The organism is Bacillus sp. G402 (assembly GCF_051172515.1).
Classification (GTDB): domain Bacteria; phylum Bacillota; class Bacilli; order Bacillales; family Bacillaceae; genus Bacillus; species Bacillus altitudinis.
The window spans coordinates 836506-856695 of record NZ_JBPIZC010000002.1 but is presented as its reverse complement, the minus strand read 5'-3'; the positions used below and the strand labels follow the sequence as shown (position 1 = coordinate 856695).

General features: G+C 40.8%; 18 protein-coding genes. 13 read left to right on the top strand and 5 right to left on the bottom strand.

Going from position 1 to position 20190, the window contains the following annotated elements; translation table 11 throughout:
- Positions 1-35 precede the first annotated feature (35 nt).
- Positions 36-1373 carry an amino acid permease gene (locus ACSBQP_RS12985; RefSeq protein ID WP_007498042.1) on the bottom strand — a complete coding sequence of 446 codons (1338 nt, stop codon included), beginning with the start codon at positions 1371-1373 and terminating at the stop codon, positions 36-38.
- 318 nt (positions 1374-1691) lie between these two features.
- On the opposite strand from ACSBQP_RS12985, the gene ACSBQP_RS12980 reads away from it, so the two are divergent.
- Together ACSBQP_RS12980 and ACSBQP_RS12975 are read left to right on the top strand one after the other, a co-directional pair.
- Positions 1692-3206 (top strand): methyl-accepting chemotaxis protein, encoded by a 1515-nt coding sequence (locus ACSBQP_RS12980; protein ID WP_217816553.1) that lies wholly within the window; start codon positions 1692-1694, stop codon positions 3204-3206.
- A gap of 78 nt (positions 3207-3284) precedes the next feature.
- A protein-coding gene (locus ACSBQP_RS12975; protein WP_435028469.1) for an IS3 family transposase occupies positions 3285-4636 on the top strand; the annotation gives its coding sequence in 2 pieces (ribosomal slippage) (positions 3285-3729 and positions 3729-4636; 1353 coding nt in all).
- A gap of 50 nt (positions 4637-4686) precedes the next feature.
- On the opposite strand, the gene ACSBQP_RS12970 is transcribed toward ACSBQP_RS12975, so the two are convergent.
- Both ACSBQP_RS12970 and ACSBQP_RS12965 read right to left on the bottom strand, forming a co-directional pair.
- Entirely contained in the window at positions 4687-5670 is a 984-nt protein-coding gene (locus tag ACSBQP_RS12970) for a Gfo/Idh/MocA family protein (RefSeq protein ID WP_046344808.1), read from the bottom strand.
- A gap of 144 nt (positions 5671-5814) precedes the next feature.
- Positions 5815-6174, bottom strand: coding sequence for a MerR family transcriptional regulator (locus tag ACSBQP_RS12965; protein WP_007498034.1), 360 nt, complete (start codon positions 6172-6174; stop codon positions 5815-5817).
- Positions 6175-6485: 311 nt separating this feature from the next.
- Between ACSBQP_RS12965 and yidA the strand changes: the two genes are divergently transcribed.
- Entirely contained in the window at positions 6486-7298 is an 813-nt protein-coding gene (gene yidA, locus ACSBQP_RS12960) for a sugar-phosphatase (RefSeq protein WP_135226485.1), read from the top strand.
- A gap of 35 nt (positions 7299-7333) precedes the next feature.
- Here yidA and ACSBQP_RS12955 read toward each other — a convergent pair whose 3' ends face one another.
- Positions 7334-8341: a helix-turn-helix transcriptional regulator gene (locus tag ACSBQP_RS12955; RefSeq protein WP_048001194.1), complete on the bottom strand. Its 1008-nt coding sequence runs from the start codon at positions 8339-8341 to the stop codon at positions 7334-7336.
- Positions 8342-8466: 125 nt separating this feature from the next.
- Between ACSBQP_RS12955 and ACSBQP_RS12950 the strand changes: the two genes are divergently transcribed.
- The 3 genes from ACSBQP_RS12950 to ACSBQP_RS12940 all read left to right on the top strand — a co-directional run bounded on the left by ACSBQP_RS12950 (position 8467) and on the right by ACSBQP_RS12940 (position 11733).
- Positions 8467-9174, top strand: a complete 708-nt coding sequence (locus tag ACSBQP_RS12950; RefSeq protein WP_206114106.1) for a class I SAM-dependent methyltransferase — start codon at positions 8467-8469, stop codon at positions 9172-9174.
- On the top strand, positions 9171-10268 hold the full coding sequence (locus tag ACSBQP_RS12945) for a saccharopine dehydrogenase family protein (protein WP_060832773.1): 1098 nt from the start codon (positions 9171-9173) through the stop codon (positions 10266-10268). The genes ACSBQP_RS12950 and ACSBQP_RS12945 overlap by 4 nt, the downstream gene beginning before the upstream one ends.
- A 193-nt stretch (positions 10269-10461) precedes the next feature.
- Positions 10462-11733, top strand: a complete 1272-nt coding sequence (locus tag ACSBQP_RS12940; RefSeq protein ID WP_017368368.1) for an MFS transporter — start codon at positions 10462-10464, stop codon at positions 11731-11733.
- Between the two features lie 95 nt (positions 11734-11828).
- On the opposite strand, the gene ACSBQP_RS12935 is transcribed toward ACSBQP_RS12940, so the two are convergent.
- The gene (locus ACSBQP_RS12935; RefSeq protein ID WP_394157335.1) at positions 11829-13652 is read right to left on the bottom strand and encodes an acyltransferase family protein; all 1824 of its coding nucleotides are present in this window, start codon (positions 13650-13652) and stop codon (positions 11829-11831) included.
- A gap of 225 nt (positions 13653-13877) precedes the next feature.
- On the opposite strand from ACSBQP_RS12935, the gene ACSBQP_RS12930 reads away from it, so the two are divergent.
- From ACSBQP_RS12930 to ACSBQP_RS12900, 7 genes are all read left to right on the top strand, one after another.
- Positions 13878-14741: a S8 family peptidase gene (locus ACSBQP_RS12930; RefSeq protein ID WP_160757851.1), complete on the top strand. Its 864-nt coding sequence runs from the start codon at positions 13878-13880 to the stop codon at positions 14739-14741.
- Between the two features lie 56 nt (positions 14742-14797).
- Entirely contained in the window at positions 14798-15589 is a 792-nt protein-coding gene (locus ACSBQP_RS12925) for an SAR2788 family putative toxin (protein WP_047947039.1), read from the top strand.
- A gap of 25 nt (positions 15590-15614) precedes the next feature.
- Positions 15615-16076: a hypothetical protein gene (locus ACSBQP_RS12920; protein ID WP_047947038.1), complete on the top strand. Its 462-nt coding sequence runs from the start codon at positions 15615-15617 to the stop codon at positions 16074-16076.
- Positions 16077-16193: 117 nt separating this feature from the next.
- Positions 16194-17069, top strand: coding sequence for an aldose 1-epimerase family protein (locus tag ACSBQP_RS12915; RefSeq protein WP_435028468.1), 876 nt, complete (start codon positions 16194-16196; stop codon positions 17067-17069).
- Positions 17070-17129: 60 nt separating this feature from the next.
- The gene (locus ACSBQP_RS12910; protein ID WP_007498020.1) at positions 17130-18074 is read left to right on the top strand and encodes a sugar-binding transcriptional regulator; all 945 of its coding nucleotides are present in this window, start codon (positions 17130-17132) and stop codon (positions 18072-18074) included.
- A gap of 84 nt (positions 18075-18158) precedes the next feature.
- Complete coding sequence (gene deoC, locus ACSBQP_RS12905) at positions 18159-18830, top strand: deoxyribose-phosphate aldolase (RefSeq protein ID WP_007498018.1); 672 nt, start codon at positions 18159-18161, stop codon at positions 18828-18830.
- 167 nt (positions 18831-18997) lie between these two features.
- On the top strand, positions 18998-20179 hold the full coding sequence (locus ACSBQP_RS12900) for a NupC/NupG family nucleoside CNT transporter (RefSeq protein WP_017358632.1): 1182 nt from the start codon (positions 18998-19000) through the stop codon (positions 20177-20179).
- Positions 20180-20190: the final 11 nt, after the last annotated feature.

The window sequence follows — 20190 nt, the reverse complement described above, 5'->3', positions numbered from 1 at the left end:
GATACCCGCCATTGAGGCGGGCTTTGCTTGCGTTTCTAAGCTTTCTTTTTCATTAAGAATGAAGCAATGATGGCGGCTGCTAAGAAACCGATACTGATAATCGAGCTAGGTAAGTTCTCTGGTCTGAATAGGAACAGAACAAAACTGACACTGAGTACAAGACCAGCAAATAAAGTGAAATACGGAAATAACCATACTTTGAAATACGGCTCCTGCGGATATCTTGGACGCAGTTTCAAATGAGCCAGACAGATGCTGATCCAAATAAGAGAAACCGCAAAACCAGGAATAGCCAGCATATAGCTGAAAATTTGATCTGGGTACAAGTAAGCAAAGAATGTTCCGATTAAAAGAAACAGAACGGTCACCCATAAACTTAAAATAGGTACACCTCTTTTGTTGACCTGTGCCAGCTTTTTTGGACCGCCGTCTGATTTAGATAGAGAATGAATCATTCTCGTCGTGCCGTAAATACCAGAGTTGGCGGCAGATAGAACGGCTGTAATTAAGACGAAATTAATGAAGTGAGATGCCCCCTGCATGCCAGCTGCTGAAAAGACTTGGACAAAAGGACTGTTATTCGGATCAATTTGATTCCAAGGAATGAGTCCACAAATAATCAAAATCGGCAGTGTGTAAAACAAGATGATGCGCCACATCATACTTTTGACAACACCAGGTAACACCTTTTCTGCATCCTTTGTTTCTGTAATGGTCAGCCCGATCAATTCAGAGCCTCCATACGAGAAGATCACCACTAATAATGAGGCAAAGACAGCACCCCATCCGTTCGGCACAAAGTTTTGGTAATTGGTGAGAACAGGCGTGCTTTGTTCGCTCGGAATGATTCCAAATAATAATGCAGCACCGAGAATAATAAACACAATAATAACGAAAATCTTCATTCCAGCGAACCAAAACTCAATTTCACCGAAGTATTTTACATTATTTAAATTAATTCCGATGACTAAGAGTGAGCAAAGTAAACATAAAGACCATAAAGGTACGTTTGGCATCCAATATTGAAGTAAACTCCCCGCTGCAATGATTTCAATGACACATACAGTGAGCCACATAAAACAGTAAACCCATCCGACAACAAATGAAAAACGTTGACCAAGCGCAATCTGTATGAGGTCGCGAAGGTTGTTCCCCGGGTAGACGATGGCCATTTCAGCTAAAGCCGCCATGACAATGAGAAGAAGCAATCCAGCAAATACATAGGAAAAGATAACTCCAGGACCTGCTAAGCCGATTGTATCGGCACTTCCTTTAAAGATTCCTGTACCAATGACCCCGCCCATCGCAATCATGCGAATATGACGCGGCGATAAAAGCTTTTTTAATTCGTGTTGTTCCTGATTCGCGCTCATGACGTTCTCCTTTTTTAAAATGCTTATGTTCCATTTTCTTTTTTCGAGAGGCCAGTGTCAATATAAAAAAAGAGATTTTTCAGACAAAATAGGCGGTTGATTCTATCAAATGAGCCGTTTTCTTCCATAAATCCTTTCCATGACCCATCCCCAAAATCTGAAACTTCGTGAAAAAATGATCATTTGCCTTCATTCTGACATAAACAATTTTCAGTTTTTGTCGATATATCTTTTGTGTTACTAAAGTCCTAATAAAGAATTGTTTATAACTGTAAAATATTTCAAAAAAGTATGGAAGAATGAAAGGAGTTATTGAAGATGTTTATGAGAAAAGCAAGTGATTCATCGTCGGGAGCCCTTCTAAGTGAAAGCAGTCAATTAGTTGAACGAATTGAGAAGGGAGATTTTTCAGCCAGAATTGATACTGCTGCATTCTCTTCTAGTCAAACAATAGAAGCAGTGGCTCAAATAAATGAAGCGTTACAAAAGATGCAAGAAGCGCAAGAAGATATTCATATGCGTATGAATTTAGTGACAAAAGCCATTCAAGTGGGTCTATGGGATATGACGGTTGTAGCAGGAGATCCTGTGAATCGAAAAAACGAATTTACCTGGACAGATGATTTCCGCAGAATGCTAGGTTTTCAAAATGAAAACGATTTTCCGAATGTCTTAGACAGCTGGGCATCTCGAATTCATCCAGATGAGCAGGAATACACTTTGAATGCATTATCTACGCATTTATTGGATCATTCTGGCCGTACACCGTATGATATCGAATATCGTCTGATGTTGAAAAATGGCGAGTATCGCTGGTTCAAAGCAACTGGAACGACGATTCGAGATCGAAATGGGGTACCTCTTCGTGTGGCAGGGGCTCTTTTTGATATTCATGATCAGAAATTGAAAGAAGAAGAGCTACAAGCATTCGTGACAAGATATGACTTGATCAACCGTGCGCTTGTGGAAGCTCCTTGGGATATGGTTGTAGAGGCTGGTGATTCTGTCAATCCAAACAATGAATTCTGGTGGTCTCCACAGTTTAGAAAAACGCTTGGTTTTACAGATGAAAAAGATTTCCCGAACGTGTTGAGTAGCTGGAGTGATCGTTTGCACCCTGAAGATAAAGAATCGGCTCTCCAAGCCTTTTCGGATCACTTAAATGACCACTCTGGCCGTACGCCATTTGACATTGATTATAGATTGCAGAGTAAAAATGGCGAGTACCGCTGGTATCATGCGGGCGGTGAAACCATTCGTGATGAGAAGGGTGTCCCTTTACGTGTTGCAGGAACGATTCGTGATATTACGTTAGAAAAAAATAAAGAAAAAACAGCCAATGAAATGGCTTCCCAAGTAGAGCAGCTTTCAAGTTCTATTAGTGAAATGGTATCTGGCATCAGTTCTGTGACAAACCAAGCACAAGAGCTTGCTGTCGCCCAAGAGCAGTCAACGTCTGCTGCTAATCTGGCGAAAAACAGTGCAGATGAGACGAAGAACATTTCAGACTTGATCAAAGAAGTGGCAAACCAAACGAATCTGCTTGGTTTGAATGCCGCAATTGAAGCGGCAAGAGCAGGCGAGCAGGGCCGCGGTTTCTCAGTCGTTGCCGATGAAGTGCGTAAGCTAGCGCTTCATAGTGCCAATGCGACAGAAAATATCGAATCTAGTTTAACTGAAATGAAAACACAAATCGATCAAATTCTTGAAAATATCTCCAATATGACAGCTCTTACGCAAACACAGGCTGCTTTGACAGAGCAAGTGAACGCTTCAGTTGATGAAGTGAATCATATGTCTCAGCGTCTAGTGGCATATTCAAAGAGTATCTAATGTCAAAAAACCGCCTTTTCATCAGTGAAGTGCACCCCATATATTAGACACAGTCTAACATTTGGAGGTGCTTTTCTTTTGGCTAAATTTACAATTGAAGATAAAATCAAAGCGGTAAAACGATACCTCGTTGACCGCGAACCCCTGCTTGGAATTGCAAAACAGATTGGCGTGCACAAAAGCATACTTCAATATTGGGTCAGAAAGTATCAATATCATGGCGAAAAAGCTTTTTCAAAGTCATATACAAATTATCCAGTCCAATATAAACTAGACGTACTTGATTATATGAATGAACATGGGACGTCTATCTTGGAAACAGCTGCACTCTTTAACCTGCCTTCTGATACCACGCTTTGGAACTGGAAGCGCATCTTGAAAACACAAGGAGTAGACGCCCTTCAATCTAAGAAAAAGGGGCGTCCGTCTATGAAAAAGAAAACTGGAAAACAAGACATAACGAAAGGTTCAATGGAAGCTTTACAGGCAGAAGTAGAACATTTGCGCATGGAAAATGAGTATTTAAAAAAGTTGAATGCCTTAGTTCAAAACAAGGAACAATCACCAAACAAGACAAAGCGCAAGTAGTCTATGATTTAAGGCATCAATATCCGGTGAAATCACTTCTTAAGCTCGCATGTATTCCACGCAGTACCTACTATTACTTGATCAAGCATTTAGATCGTCCTGATCAGGATGTCGAACTGAAAAAGATGATTCAAACCATTTATCAGGAACATCAAGGACGTTATGGATATCGCCGGATTCGTGATGAACTAATCAACCGAGGACAAAAGGTAAATCACAAAAAAGTCCAGCGCATCATGAAAGTTCTATGGCTAAAATGCATGGTCCGAGTGAAGAAATATCGTTCATACAGAGGCACAGTGAACAAAATAGCGCCTAATATATTGGCTCGTCATTTTCAAGCTGATAGGCCAAATGAGAAATGGGTCACAGATATAACGGAGTTCAAGTTATTTGGTCAGAAGCTCTATCTTTCGCCCATATTAGATCTATTTAATGGTGAAATCATTACCTATACAGTCGGTTCAAGACCTGTTTATTCACTCGTCTCAACGATGCTTCATCAGGCGTTCAATCGTTTAGATGAAGATGAGAAACCAATGATACATTCTGATCAAGGATGGCATTACCAAATGAAGCAATATAGACACGACTTAAAAAAGCGTGGGATTACACAGAGTATGTCCCGAAAAGGTAACTGTTACGATAACGCAGTTATCGAGAACTTTTTTGGTATCTTAAAGTCTGAATTTCTATACCTAAAAAAATTTGAGAACATCGAACACTTCAAGCAAGAACTTGAACAATATATTGACTACTACAATCACACACGTATAAAGACAAAACTAAAAGGCATGAGTCCGATACAATATCGAACTCATGCCTCGAAAGCTGTCTCATAAAAAAACGCGTCTAAATTTAGGGGGTCACTTCACAGAAGGCGGTTTTTTAATTAAGCATGATCTGCTGGGAAAACAATACCGGCGTCTTTCCTAGCGGCTTCAAGAACCTTCATGACAGAAAGACTGTCATCAAGCCATTCATAACATTTTTCGACATTTCCGGTTTCAATGATATGCTGAAATGCCTCTGCTTCATAAAACAGGCGGTTTGAATTGGTTTGTGCATTGAGTGAAGTGACTTGGTCTCCTATATGCAGCAACACTTCCTCACAGCCATTCGCACCATTTTTCACATGCAGGAACCCTTTTTCCCCTTGAATCAAAGCGAAATTCATACTGCTTGTATCTTTGCTGCCAACACTTGTGGCGATGAAATCATTGTAAGTAAAAGTTAAAACACCAGATGTGTCGATGCCGTTTGGATGGCGGTTGGCCTGGTAACGAACGTCTTTCGGTGAACCAAATAGATTCATAATGAAATGAACATTGTATATGTTAATATCCATGAGGGCACCGCCAGAAAACTCTGGGTTAAAGACATTCGGCGTTTCCCCGGCGAGCAGCTGATTATATTTACTTGAATATTGACTATAGTTACATTGAACGAGTTTGATTCTGCCTAATTGATGAAGGTGTTTTTTGATTAAATGATAGTTGGGCATATGAACGGTCGTAATGGCTTCAAATAGGAAGAGCTGCTTTTCCTTTGCGAGAGCGATTAAGGCTTCTAGCTCTTTCACATTAGAGGTAAAAGGCTTTTCGCAAATCACATGTTTTCCGTGTTTCAATGCAGCCGTGGCATGCTCGCTATGTAAACGATTGGGTGATGCGATATATACCGCTTCTATGTGGGGATCTTCTAACATAGCGGTTAAATCCGTATAAGTCGTTTGCACCCCAAATTGATCTGCGAGTTTCTTTGCCGTAGCTTCCTTTCTTGAATAGACAGCGTGGCAAGAAGCACCTTCAAGCTGTTCAATTGCCTGGAGGAAACCTTCAACAATCACACCTGTTCCAATGGTTGCTATTCTCATTCTATTCATAACCCCTTTCATGCGATTGATGTCACGTCAAGCTGTCTCTAGTATACCTGATGTTTTCATACAACGTGTACTTAACAGCTAGGCGCAGAGGGGTGCCAGTAAAAAATACCGGCACATCTTTGGCAGCCTCTACAATTAACTAATGTTAGCTAATGTTTGTTTCGTTAACAGTTGAATGGCCGCCTTCCTCTTTTTTAACTCTTGAATGGATTTTTGAATATCTTCTACTTTTTGTTCGAGCAGCTGTTCCGCTTCTGTTTTCGACTGTTTCTCGAATAGTGACGTGATAATTTCTCGAATTTCTTTGAGTGAGAAATCTAGCTTTCTTGCTTCAGTGATAAAGGATAGCATGAGTACATATTTTTTATCATATAAACGATAGCCGTTATGTGCTCTCTTAGGCTCGGGGAGCACACCCTCATTTTCATAAAAACGAATGGTTTCAATATGTACACCAGACATTTTTGACAATTTTCCTCTCGTAAATGTAATCATTCCCTGCACCTCCTTTCTTTGCTATCCATCATACAATTAGATTTGCTAGTTTCAAAATATTCTCCGATGAACATTTGTTCCTTTTCATACTGTTAAAATGACAGGTCTGTCCTATTCACAGCGGATTTCATAGAATAGGTTATAATAGATGAGGATGAAGTGATTTTTTGTTACAGATATGAACAAGTAGACAGTGTGAGAAAAAAACGATAGGCTGAAATAGGTACATAGTATGGTGAACAGCATGTGATCATGTAGATGATCACTCAAAATAGTGACAGCACGTTTTGCTGAGAAAAGGGGAGCAGTGAATGTATAAATTAGTCGCAATTGATATGGATGGTACGTTATTAAATGATCAGCATATGGTGCCGGATGAGGTGTTTGAAGCCATTCAACAGGCGAAGGCAGAAGGCGTTAAAATTGTTTTATGTACAGGCCGGCCGATTGGCGGGGTGCATCGCTATTTAAAAGAGCTGCAGCTTGATCAAGAGGGGGATTATGTCATCGCCTATAATGGAGCGCTTGTACAAAACAGCCATACAAATGAAGTCGTATCAGAATTAACTTTATCCTATGATGATTTGACTTCTTTATATGAACTGAGCCGTCAGCTGGATACACCTATGCATTATTTCGATTCAGCTCATCTATACACACCAAATCGGGATATTAGTGAATACACGGTACTTGAATCGTACTTAACGAAATTGCCGCTTAAGTATTTACCTGTCGAAGAGGCAGACCCATCCATGAGACTTCCGAAGATGATGTATATTGATCAGCCAGAACGTTTGGGAAAGACGATACAAGCCATTCCATCTGAAGTGAAGGATCAGTACATGATGGTAAAAAGCACAGATTTCTTCCTAGAAATTCTTCATCCTGATGTGAGCAAAGGGAATGCCGTGAAGCTTCTAGCGCATGAACTGGGAATTTCTCGTGAAGAAGTGATGGCGATTGGTGACAATGGGAACGACGTGTCGATGCTGGAATTTGCAGGTTGTGGCGTTGCGATGGGAAATGCCATTGATGATGTCAAAGCAGTTGCGGATGTTGTGACAAAATCCAATAACGAAGCAGGAGTCGCACATATCTTGCATGAGCGAGTCATCGGAAAATAAAGAAAGAGCGGTCTACCAATGAGGTAGCCGCTTTTTTATATGTGTGAGAAAAAGTAAACAAGCATACGTCTGCTGTTCAAATTTGTTTTTTCGAGCATCGCCTTTACATGATCATGCACCGTATGAGGCGAGATAAATAACGTACTGGCAATTTCTTTTGTGGATTGTCCTTTTATTAAGCAGTCTAGGACGTTCATTTCTCTTTCTGTCAGCCGGTATGTTTTCGCTATATAAGGAAGAATGTCACTTGTTTGAGCTCGTTTAATATGAATCATGACAGCCTCTTCGTGCCCGGCTGCTTGTGCTAAACGAAATGCTTGAAGAGAGAGAAAACGCCCTGTCGGCATTCTGGTGATGCTGACCGCTGTTTGGTCACCGCCGCCATATAAAAGCTTAGCACCTAATGCTCTAAACGGACGGGGCATGATGGCACCGTCATGAATTTGCTCAAAGGTTTGGAAGGTGTGGAGCCAATGAAGTCCGGTTTCATTTCCATAAAGAAGATGGTAATCGTGTGAAAGAATGAGGAAGCCTTGGTGTTCCGCCGTTTCATCTTCTTCCGTTTCTCTTCTTTTAAAAAGTTCATCTCTCAGCTTGGCTGCGAGTGCTGGTGTTTGGCGACTAACCGCTTGTATATCTTGTTCATGAAAAGGTTCCTTCTCCTTTTTCCGATAAAGGCTGGCAATTCCCCAGCATTCACCTTGAATCACAAGGGCTGCCCGCAATTCATCTGCCCATCCGTTAGGCAACAAAATGTGCTGGTATCGACCACTATTGATGTATTCTCCGCTTTGGACGAGACTGGCAGCGTGGACAGGACCTTTCGCTAGATCTTCATGCTGGTGCACATCTTTTTTTAAATATTCATTTTGAAACAGTTCGTTATGTATGGCTTCAATCGGTTCATCTGTAAAAGAACCCGTCGAGAGGAGAGTAGCTGGATCAATGGTTGTGATACAGGCAGCATCAAAATCACAGATAGCAGCAAGTTCATCTCGAATGCTTTTTCTCAGCTGCTGAAAATGAGCGGCTGGATTGTTCATTTGATCTCCTCCTCAATATCCCTACTTTTAGGGATCGTTTTTTCTCATCTATCTTCTTACAATGAAGATAACATACCGTTAGTGTAAAGGAAACGAAGCAAAGCGGAAACTGGAGGAGAAGACATATGAGTGTAAATCAACATTGGCATGATCCTGTTGCTGAATCCTATGCAGCGACAATTGCACATAAAGTACCGGGCTATCATCTTTTGCATGAGCTGACAGTGGATAGAGTAGAAATCGATTTAATGGGAGCGGCTTCTCGCATGTTAACAGTCGGAGCAGGTGGGGGCGAAGAGATTATCAACATGCTTCAAAGAAATAAAGACTGGCATATCACAGGGGTTGATCCATCTCCAACCATGCTTGAGATGGCCAAGCGCAGAGTGGCACAGCTTCATATGCAAGATCGCGTCACATGGTATGAGATGGCCTTAGACAAAGTGCCGGTTGAAAAGTTGTACGATGCAGCAGTAAGTTTGCTTGTCATTCATTTTGTAAAAGATCAACTGACCTTTTTACAGGAGATCGCCCGCCGGCTTCAACCAGGGGCGCCTCTCGTGTTGGCGTTTATTCAAGGAGACCCAGAAACGCCTGCATTTCAGCAGGAGCTTCATATGCTTTCTCTATTCATGAATCGTCAAGGCTTGGGAAAGGAAGTGTTTACATCCTTCCGAGAAAGGCTGGGTGTCACAACATATCCCGTGTCTGAAGAAAAAATGACAGCACAATTAACCGAAGCAGGATTTCAAGACATCAGACCTTATTTTCAAGCGGGCATGATCAAAGGGATTGTTTGTAAAAGAGGCAATAGAAAGGCGGTTGGAAAATGAGGTCAAAAGTGATGGTGATAGGCGGTTATGGACATGTGGGGCAGCAAATATGTCTTCAATTAAGTGACGTGTATCCAGGCCAAGTCTTTGCGGCTGGCCGAAGTTATGAGAAGGCTGAACAATTTGCACGCCAAACAAATGGGCGTGTACGTCCATTTCAGATAGACGTCAGACAACCAATGGATACGGACTGGATGGATGAAACGAAACTCGTGATCATGTGTCTGGATCAAGATGACACGTCATTTGCTGAAACATGCTTACGATCAGGTATTGATTATCTCGATATTTCGGCAAAAGGAGCCTATATTGAGAAGCTAGCAAAGGTCCATCAACAGCAATTGAACGCAACGGCTGTGCTGAGCGTAGGTCTTGCACCTGGTCTCACCAATTTGCTTGCAGCGAAGGCGGCATCTATTCTGACCTCTGTGGAGCAAATTGATATTAGTATCATGCTTGGGCTAGGTGACCAGCATGGAAAAGCAGCTATTGAATGGACGCTTGATCATGTGCATACGGATTATGAGCTGACGAAGAATCATCAGCGAAAGAAAGTCAAAAGTTTTACTGGAGGGAAACGCATTGATTTTGGCAAAACGCTTGGAAAGCGGCAAGCCTATCAGTTTCCTTTCTCTGACCAGCAAACATTGCCTTCGACGCTCCATGTGCCTTCTGTGACAACAAGGCTCTGTTTTGATTCTGGTGTAGCGACACGTGCATTTGCTCTCACAAGGAAACTCGGAATGACGTCCCTTCTCACGATGCCGAAAATCAAGGAACGAGCCATTTCACTGATTCAATCTGCTCAAATGGGTACAGATCAATATGCAGTGAAAGTGGAAGCGGTAGGAATGAAGGGTAACGAAATTCATCAAGCAGCGCTTGGAATAAAAGGTCGCGATGAGTCTCAAGCAACAGCTCAAGTCGCCAGTGCTGTGGCACTGCATGTATTGAGCAAGCAGTTTCAGGCAGGAGTTTTTCATATCGAAGAATTATTTTCATTAGCGTATGAGAATGGTAATTTTGCGTTGGTGGATCAAAAAACGAACGAAAAGCACGCATTAGCATTGAGTGCCAGTCTTTTAACGGCATAAAAGAAAACGACAAAAGATACGCATCAGCTCAAAAGTACAGGTCAGTCATGTGGGCGCTTTATTCATGATCCGAAAACAATAGCTTGCTCGCCATGTAAATGGCCGAGAGGTGGAAGAGATTTAATCAAGGATTGTAGTCGGAGCTGATATAATGGTTACATTGGGCAAATAAATCTCAAGTGGGTGTTTACAAGTGTTAGATACAGAACAAGATGTAGTGAAGAATTATATAGATTCACCCCAAAAATTGAAAAATTTATATAGACGAGTATTGTTCGTTGTCAGTCTATCGCAAATATTTGGAGGGGCTGGAATAGCTGCAGGAATTACGGTAGGTGCCATTTTAGCGCAACAAATGCTTGGAACTGAAGCCTATGCAGGAGTCCCAATCGCTTTATTTACTTTGGGGTCAGCTGGGTCAGCTTTCATTGTAGGAAAGCTTTCGCAACGTTATGGACGACGCATCGGTTTATCGACAGGTTTTGTTGCTGGAGGGCTCGGAGCAATTGGCGTTGTGCTGGCAGCTATGATGAATAGTGTCATTTTATTATTTGCATCGCTCTTCATTTACGGAGCAGGAACATCCACGAACTTACAAGCGCGTTATGCGGGGACGGACTTAGCGAATTCTAAACAGCGTGCAACTGCCATTAGTACAACAATGGTCATGACAACATTTGGAGCAGTAGCAGGTCCGAATTTAGTTGAAGTGATGGGTAAATTTGCAGTGTCCATTGGTGTTCCAGCACTTGCCGGTCCTTTTATTTTATCAGCAGTAGCATTTATTGTAGCTGGTCTTGTCCTTTTTATTCTGTTGCGTCCTGATCCATTAGACATTGCCCGAAGAATAGCAACTTACAAAGCAGAACATGGTCATGGAAATAAAGCAGATGCTGCTGATAAAAAAACAGATAAAAAAGGGCTTACAGTAGGTGCCACAGTGATGATTTTAACTCAGATTGTCATGGTGGCACTCATGACCATGACACCGGTGCATATGCAGCATCATGGCCATGGATTAGCCGAAGTGGGCATTGTGATTGGTTTTCATATAGGGGCCATGTATCTTCCTTCACCTATCACGGGTGTACTTGTAGATAAACTAGGACGAACAGCTATGAGCATAGCGTCGGGCATCACATTGTTACTTGCTGGTTTATTAGCAGCATTCGCACCAAGTGATTCAATGATTCTATTAATCATTGCTTTGTCTTTACTTGGATTGGGATGGAACTTTGGTTTAATTAGTGGTACTGCTCAAATAGTGGATTCTACAGAACCATCATCCCGGGCAAAAACCCAAGGAACACTCGATGTTTTTGTTGCGTTAGCAGGTGCTTCTGGCGGTGCCCTTTCAGGAATGGTCGTTGCGAATACGAGTTATGCTACATTATCTTTAAGCGGAGGAATTTTATCGTTAATTCTCATCCCTGTCATCATTTGGTCTTTTAAAAGTAAAACATAATGCAGCTCTGTGCTCATCCATCACAAAAAAGACATGCCTCCAATCATAGGAAAGCATGTCTTTTTTGAATCTCTCTTCACAGGATGCTAGTCTTCTTATGATGCTGAGGACACATCTCCTTTTTTCTTGATACTGGCTTTAATGAGCTCAGTCAATGTGTCAGAGCCTTTTGTGGAAAGGTGAACACCATCTGGCTGAAAATAGGATGGCTGTCCGGTAGCGGCTGAATGCCAATCGACTAAGCTCACATTGTGATGTTGATTGGCCACACGCTCAATGACTGCATTCACATCATTTTCCCAAGATCTTGGAACGCGAGTGTTCACAAGAAAAATATGAGCCTTCGAGAAATGTTGAATGAATGAGGTCAAAGTCCCCTCTGTAAAATAACCATTTGTGCCAAGCTCAATAATAACAGCGGCATCAGCCTTGTTAAAAGAAGCATATTGAGGGGCGATGCGGATGGCTTCGTTCATTTGCCTTCCGACCCTTGCGTCAATGGTGATGGGTTCATAGGCCTTTTCTAAATTTGAAGCAATGTCTAACATGACGGAATCACCAATGGCAAGAACTTGGTTAAATTGTTTAGGATCCGCTGCTTTTTTCTCATGTTTGTCTTTCTTTTTCTTCACTTTTGATTCTGTCTGACCGCCTGCCTTTTGGGGCGCTGTCTTAATTTGTGTTACTTCCTTGGCATGTGGGGATGTATGAGACGAGCTAGACATGCCAATGGTAAATAAAATCAAAAGGACTGCGGCAATCCCAAGAAACACTTTGTTGGACATAGACCATTGCTTGATTCCTGTTTTCCAAATCGACCAAGAGGCAAAATAGTGTCTAAACCCGAGTTTACGAATCGGCTGTTCGATCAAACGATAGGAAGCCTCTGATATGAGTAGAATTGCGATGAGCTGCAATGTGACACGTCCTATGGAAGGCTGTCCAATCTCAATGACCGGTGTGGTCAGCACGATAATTGGATAATGCCATAAGTAGATGCCATAAGACCGCTTTCCGAGCCAAACGAGTGGTTGAAAAGACAGCCATTTCCCAATAAGACTGGCAGGATGGCAGACACACGCAATTAAGATCGCTGCATTCAAACAGAATAAAAGCATACCGCCTTGGTAGAGAAAGCCGTCAAATTCGTCGACTGCATAAACACATAAGAGGAAAATGACCATCGAACTGAATCCGGCTATTTGTAACATACGTCTGCCGACAGGAAGTAACTTTCTGCTGGAAAGTCTGTGCATGGGCCAGACAAATGCAAGACTGCACCCGATGAGGAGTGCAAACGCACGTGTGTCTGTTCCATAATAGATCCTGCTTGGGTCAGTATCCGGTGAATAGAGAATGGCCATCCATAACGCAGATACAAGTGCCAGACCAAAGGTGATCATAGGAAGATGGGATCTATTTTTCACCCATTTCAGTCCAGCAATCAACAGTACAGGCCAAATGAGATAAAATTGCTCTTCAATCGCCAAAGACCATAAATTTTTTAGTGGAGATACAGCATTGAAGCTGTCAAAGTAAGAGAGCTGATGAAAAATATACCACCAGTTACTCACATAAAAAAAGGACGATAAGGCATCGCCACGAATGGACATTAATGCATTTGAACCAGCAATGGCGCACCAGCTGACGATTAAAAAAATCATGACGTAGGCAGCTGGAAGCAGCCTTCTGATGCGGCCCATCCAAAAAGGCAGAAGCTCTTGATAGCCCAAATCCTGCTTATGCAGCAAGATGGTTGTAATCAAGTAACCAGAAATCACAAAAAACAAATCAACGCCAAGAAACCCGCCGCTTGCGGGTTCAATATGTAAGTGATAAGCAATGACCGCCAATACGGCAACAGCTCTCAGCCCATCTAATCCTAATATGTAACGTAAACGGTTTTCCTTGCTGTTCATGAAAAAGAATCCCCCATCAATGTCAAACGCGTCTTTATTTTAAATAAGGACACTTATATATTGTATATATAATAGACGTCAACGCAAAATATTTAGTTTGAATTTTTTTCAATAAAATTTTATTGTAAATCAGCATATTAATATATAACATTTATGGTTTTATATTGACTAAAAACCATAATATAGAATAATATATGGAAAAAGGAGTGGTGTTGAATCAATAGTTTGATAAAAAGATTTTTGATAATATTAATAGTTCTTTTTATTTATTTTAAGTGTTTTGAATTGCACTCAAAAAATTTAAACTTCACTAGTAATATTCATCAACAGGTTCCATGGAGCATAAAGTTAACAAAAAAACATGTGGAAAATAGTAGAGGAGGAGAAAGTGTACGAATAGCAATAATTGATAGTGGGATAGATGGGACACACCCTGATTTGATAGGTAAAGTTAAAAAAGGACTTAACACAATTGGTACAGGAGGAGAACAAGAGGACAGTTTAGGGCATGGTACGGCTGTAGCTGGAATAATCACAGCTAATGATAATGAAATTGGACTTGTAGGGATAACGCAGAATGTAGAGTTATATCCTGTTAAAATTCTAGATTCAAAAGGCAAGGGCTCAATAAAAAATTTTGTCAAATCTGTTAAATGGTGTATTGATAATAAAATTGATGTTATCAATGCTAGCTTTGGATTAATGAAAGATGATCCATCTGTTAAGAGGATTATAGACAAAGCAATACAAAAAAACATAATTATAGTAGCTGCTGTTGGTAATAAGTATGGAAGGAAAATGGATTACCCAGCTGCTTATGAGAATGTTTTTTCTGTCACCGCTGTGGATAAGCATAAGAAGGTAGCAGAATTTTCATCTAAAGGAAATTATGATTTTGCTGCTCCTGGTGTAGATATACCAGTTCTTAGGACTCATAACAACTATGCGATTGAAAGTGGCACCTCTTTAGCGAGTGCCCATATTACAGGTGTAGTAAGCTTAATTTTACAGTATAGGGAACGTTTTAATATTAATTCTGAAGAAAGTTTAAATCAACAAGTATACAAAATATTAAAAAAATGGTATTGATGATTATTTGAATAAAATTGTTTTTTAAAACAAGAAACTCGGAGGTTTAGTTTAGGATGAATAAAATAAGTAAGTTAATCTCAATTGTTATCTGTCTATCGCTGGTTATAACTTTGTTTTTCCAATTTCCAAATAAAACAGAGGCTGTTACCACAAAAGATTTTCATGTTTTAGAAGATAGTAATGAAAAATATGTAATTTCACAGGAGCAAGACGGAGTAACTGGTATTCTATCTCTAAATAAAAAAACAGCAGAAATCAGTTATCAAACTGAAGAAATTGGCAGTGAAGGTGAAAAGGTTTCAAAGGATTATGAAGTTGACTTGCAGACACTTTTAAATGATAATTTAGAGGTTACGTTTAAAGATACAAAAGATGATAAGAAATATGAAGTGAATTCTGAAGATATTCAAGCATCTTTTGCATTTGTTATTCCTATTGGTATTGCTATTGGGGCAGTTCTATTAGAACATTTATTAGCTTTGGGACTTGCAGTAACAGTAGTAGGTGTTACCTATATTGCTTATTCTGAATTTATAAAAAGGAAAGATAATAAACATAATCACTTTATTGCTTATCGAGACAAAGATAAACCTCATTTATTTATTGGAAAAGGTATAAGTCGTGCAAACGCTGTAAAAAGATTAGCTCAGAAAAAAGATACATGGTCTACTTCCAAAAGCAATGCACAATCTATTGCTAAAGCAGCCAGTCCGATTGGAAAAGTAATAGGTGCGGAAATTGACAAAAAAGGTAAAAATAAACATTATCACTATCATCCAGTTTATAAATTAAAAGGTAAATATGAAAGAACTGGAGCACATGCTTTTTTTGGCGCCCCTAGATAAAAAATCCAGATAGAGGAGGTTTTCGATGATTGTTCTTAATCGTCAACCAAGAAAGAAGGAATACAATGCGCTCATCGATATATGTTGTGAAGTATGTGATGAGTTCCAATTAGTTTTTAGAAAAGATTTTGCTGATTTTGCCGATTATCGTGAAATTCTAGATAAACTTTCACCATCTCTTAAAGAAATGAAGGAAGAGTCTGAATGGGCTACCACGATTCTAGGAGATGGTCAAACAGCATATGTTTATTATTATTATGCCAATGAACACACAAAAAATCTGTTAAAAGAACTTTCGAACTCTCTATACGGGTGGGTTCACCCTAATTTACTGGAAGATTTATCATTCTTCAAAAATGGGAAAGAGTGGCTGGTTTCAAGCTCACATGAAGAGGAGAGCTATATTTTTCCTGAAAACGAAGAAGAAATTGAGAGATTAAAACAAATCAAAGGCCTTAGATGGACTATACAAGATGATGATGAATAAGTAATTTTAATGGCTTTTCCCTAGAAGGGAGAAGTCTTTTTTATTCTAACTAACTCTTTTATACTCAAACCGAAAATCCCTGTCATAATAAAAAAAGAAGGAAAGGGGATGTGTTGAATGAAAACGATTGAAAATGATCTGTTATTGGTTCAAATCAATGAGAGAGGTGCCGAGGTGAGAGAGGTGCTTCATAAAGAAAGTGGACGTCAATATATGTGGTCTGGTGACCCTGCTTATTGGGGCAGGGTGTCGCCCGTCTTATTTCCGATTGTCGGACGGTTGAAGGATGATCAATACAAGATAGACGATCAAACGTATCAACTCTCGCAGCATGGATTTTTGCGTGATGTTGATTTTGAACTATTTGAAGAAGCAAAAGATCAGGTGGTTTTTCAATATCAATCAAATGGCCGTCACACGTCACAATATCCGTATGAATTTACAGCGCGCATCAGTTATGCACTGTCGGAAAATGGACTAACGATTTCCTGGGAAATTGTTCATGAAGGAGATGGCACGATGTATTTCTCGATTGGTGGACATCCGGCATTTCATGTCCCGCTTGTTGAAGGCGAGCAGACAGCTGATTATTCACTCACATTGATACCTTCCACCGAACATGATCCAGTTCAATATGAACTTCATGATTCACTTGTGAGAGAGAAGGAGAAAGGTGTTGAGTTTGAGCCGATTCAACTTCGCCCAGAACTTTTTCAGAACGATGCAATGATCTTTAGTCATATTGATCAAGTATCATTGACTTCTCAAGCAGGTCACGGCGTTGAGGTCGATCTCAGTGGTTTTCCGTTCGTTGGTATTTGGTCTCCATATGATCAAGAAAAGGGAACAATGGCTCCTTTTGTTTGTATTGAGCCTTGTTATGGGATCGCTGATATGGAAGGGACAAACGGGCAGTATAAGGAGAAATTCGGCATTCAAACCTTAGAGAAGCAAGAGACCTTTCACGCAGCCTACACCATTTTCTTTAAATGAACATTTGTGCATGGTGAAGTGAACAATTTGTTATGATAGAGGAAAAAAGGAGGCGTACGAATGGATCGGGAGAAACAGCAATTAAGTATTGAAGCAGCAAGGCTCTATTACTTATCTGATTACAGTCAGCAGGAAATCGCCAAGCAGCTTGACCTGTCGAGGCCAACGGTGTCTCGTCTGCTTCAGTATGCGAAGGAAAAAGGGTACGTCCAAATTACAGTGATGGACCCATTTGAGGATTTAAATGAGCTGTCCTTATTGCTGAAAGAAAAATATGATCTGCTCGAGGCTCATGTGGTATTTTCACCAAAGGACGATTATCCAACGATTACGGATTACTTGAGCCGGTTTGGTGCAGATTATCTTCAAAATACGGTGAAAGACGGCGATATCGTTGGAGTGAGCTGGGGCACCACGATGTATCAAATTGCTCAAAAGATGCAACCTAAACAGGTAAAAGGGGTAGAAGTGGTTCAGCTGAAAGGTGGAATCAGCCATTCACATGTGAATACATATTCTGCAGAAACGATTCAGCTGTTTGCATCAGCTTTTCAAACGGCACCACGCTATTTGCCACTGCCTGTTGTGTTCGATAGTGCCGCCGTTAAAGAGATGGTCGAACAGGACAGACATATTCAGCGCATTATTGAAATGGGCAAACAGGCAAATATCGCTGTGTTTACTGTTGGGACGGTAAGAGATGAGGCGCTTTTGTTTAGGCTTGGTTATTTCCGTGAAGAAGAAAAGGCGCTGCTCAAGACATCCAGTGTTGGAGATATCTGTTCGCGTTTTTATGATCAAGAAGGACGCATTTGCAGTGAAGCGATTAACAATCGCACAATCGGTGTGGAGCTGGATGATTTGAGAACGAAAGAGCGCTCCATTCTTGTGGCTGGTGGACATCGAAAGGTTGCCTCTATCCATGGGGCGCTGAGAGGAAAATATGCGAACGTATTGATGATCGATCAGCACACAGCAAGAGCTCTTTTAAATGTCACAAAATAGATGAACAAAATTTCATAACTATATTTACAATTGTTCAATAGTCATTTAAGATGAAAGTATCATATTTAAAAGGAAGTGTGAATCATGACAATAGCAAAGCTCATTGATCATACAGCACTAAAACCAGATACATCTAAAGCTGCGATCATGCAGTTACTAGAAGAAGCAAAGACATACCAATTTGCTTCCGTTTGTGTGAACCCAACTTGGGTATCTCTTGCGGCGAAAGAACTAGAAGGGACAGGCGTTGATGTATGTACAGTCATCGGTTTCCCGTTAGGTGCAAACACAACAGCAGTGAAAGCATTTGAAACAAAGGATGCCATTGAAAACGGTGCAACTGAAGTGGACATGGTCATCAATATTGCGGCATTGAAAGATGGCGAATATGATGCAGTTGAACAAGATATTCGTGCCGTTGTAGACGCAGCAAAAGGCAAAGCCTTAGTGAAAGTCATTATTGAAACTTGTTTACTCACAGATGAAGAGAAAGTACGAGCTTGTGAACTTTCTGTAAAAGCTGGCGCTGATTTCGTCAAAACATCGACTGGATTTAGTACAGGCGGTGCAACAGCTGAGGACATCGCATTAATGCGTAAAACAGTTGGACCTGACATCGGTGTCAAAGCATCAGGCGGCGTGAGAACAAAAGAAGACGTAGAAGCGATGACAGCTGCAGGCGCAACCCGTATTGGTGCCAGTGCAGGCGTTTCCATTATTAAAGGGGATCAATCAGCTCCTTCTAAAGACTATTAATTCATACGATCCTATGGTAGGATAACATTCATGACTCATTAGATGATGAAAAAGTCATATGCGGAAGGATCTCATTTCTGGGATTTTCTTCCGCAATTTGTTTGCGAAATAGGGTTTGTTCCATACAAGCACATTAATGTAAACGAATTCATTCAAGGAGGAAAAACATGAAATACGTCATTGGTATTATCGGTTTGCTGGTGATTCTCGCCATTGCATGGCTGGCAAGTAACGGGAAAAAGCGAGTGAAATTCCGTCCAGTCATTGTCATGATTGTACTGCAATTTATTTTAGGTTATATTCTGCTCAATACAGGTGTTGGGAACTTCCTAGTCGGGGGCTTTGCAAAAGGATTCCAAATGCTTCTAGGCTATGCTGGTGAAGGGATCAACTTCGTATTTGGCGGTTTAATGAATGATAATGCGTCAACTTTCTTTATCAATGTCTTGCTGCCGATCGTCTTCATTTCTGCCTTGATTGGTATCCTGCAGCATTGGCGTATCCTTCCGCTGATCGTACGCGGAATTGGGTATTTGCTTAGTAAAGTCAATGGAATGGGGAAACTAGAATCTTACAACGCCGTAGCGTCAGCGATTTTAGGTCAATCCGAAGTGTTCATTTCCATTAAGAAGCAGCTTGGATTATTACCTCAACAGCGTCTTTATACATTGTGTGCATCTGCGATGTCGACTGTATCAATGTCCATTGTCGGTGCGTATATGCAAATGATTAAACCGGAGTACGTTGTTACAGCACTTGTGCTGAACCTATTTGGTGGATTTATTATTGCGTCTATCATCAATCCATATGAAGTGTCTAAAGACGAAGACATGCTTGAAGTCGTAGAAGAAGAAAGACAATCTTTCTTCGAAATGCTCGGCGAATACATTATGGATGGTTTCAAAGTAGCCATTGTTGTGGCTGCGATGTTGATTGGATTCGTTGCATTAATTGCGATGATTAATGGTATTTTCACAGCTGCCATCGGTGTTTCTTTCCAAGATGTACTTGGATATGTGTTTGCACCATTTGCTTTCCTTGTTGGTGTACCTTGGAGTGAAGCGGTACAAGCAGGAAGTATTATGGCGACCAAAATGGTATCTAACGAATTTGTAGCGATGCTTGCTCTATCTGGCGACGGTCTTCATTTCACTGCTCGTACAGAAGCGATCATTTCTGTATTCCTTGTGTCATTTGCGAACTTCTCGTCTATCGGTATCATTGCTGGAGCAGTGAAAGGCTTAAATGAAAAACAAGGAAACGTTGTCGCACGCTTTGGGTTAAAGCTGTTATTCGGTGCAACACTCGTCAGCTTCTTAACAGCAGGCGTTGTCGGTTTGATTTACTAAACTAAAAAAGG

Coding starts and splice junctions, on each gene's coding strand:
- ACSBQP_RS12965 (WP_007498034.1), bottom strand. CDS start 6,174: ATGATTACATTTACGAGAGGAAAATTGTCAAAAATGTCTGGTGTACAT.
- ACSBQP_RS12980 (WP_217816553.1), top strand. CDS start 1,692: ATGTTTATGAGAAAAGCAAGTGATTCATCGTCGGGAGCCCTTCTAAGT.
- ACSBQP_RS12970 (WP_046344808.1), bottom strand. CDS start 5,670: ATGAGAATAGCAACCATTGGAACAGGTGTGATTGTTGAAGGTTTCCTC.
- ACSBQP_RS12945 (WP_060832773.1), top strand. CDS start 9,171: ATGAGGTCAAAAGTGATGGTGATAGGCGGTTATGGACATGTGGGGCAG.
- ACSBQP_RS12985 (WP_007498042.1), bottom strand. CDS start 1,373: ATGAGCGCGAATCAGGAACAACACGAATTAAAAAAGCTTTTATCGCCG.
- ACSBQP_RS12910 (WP_007498020.1), top strand. CDS start 17,130: ATGGATCGGGAGAAACAGCAATTAAGTATTGAAGCAGCAAGGCTCTAT.
- ACSBQP_RS12955 (WP_048001194.1), bottom strand. CDS start 8,341: ATGAACAATCCAGCCGCTCATTTTCAGCAGCTGAGAAAAAGCATTCGA.
- deoC (WP_007498018.1), top strand. CDS start 18,159: ATGACAATAGCAAAGCTCATTGATCATACAGCACTAAAACCAGATACA.
- yidA (WP_135226485.1), top strand. CDS start 6,486: ATGTATAAATTAGTCGCAATTGATATGGATGGTACGTTATTAAATGAT.
- ACSBQP_RS12915 (WP_435028468.1), top strand. CDS start 16,194: ATGAAAACGATTGAAAATGATCTGTTATTGGTTCAAATCAATGAGAGA.
- ACSBQP_RS12950 (WP_206114106.1), top strand. CDS start 8,467: ATGAGTGTAAATCAACATTGGCATGATCCTGTTGCTGAATCCTATGCA.
- ACSBQP_RS12900 (WP_017358632.1), top strand. CDS start 18,998: ATGAAATACGTCATTGGTATTATCGGTTTGCTGGTGATTCTCGCCATT.
- ACSBQP_RS12935 (WP_394157335.1), bottom strand. CDS start 13,652: ATGAACAGCAAGGAAAACCGTTTACGTTACATATTAGGATTAGATGGG.
- ACSBQP_RS12925 (WP_047947039.1), top strand. CDS start 14,798: ATGAATAAAATAAGTAAGTTAATCTCAATTGTTATCTGTCTATCGCTG.
- ACSBQP_RS12920 (WP_047947038.1), top strand. CDS start 15,615: ATGATTGTTCTTAATCGTCAACCAAGAAAGAAGGAATACAATGCGCTC.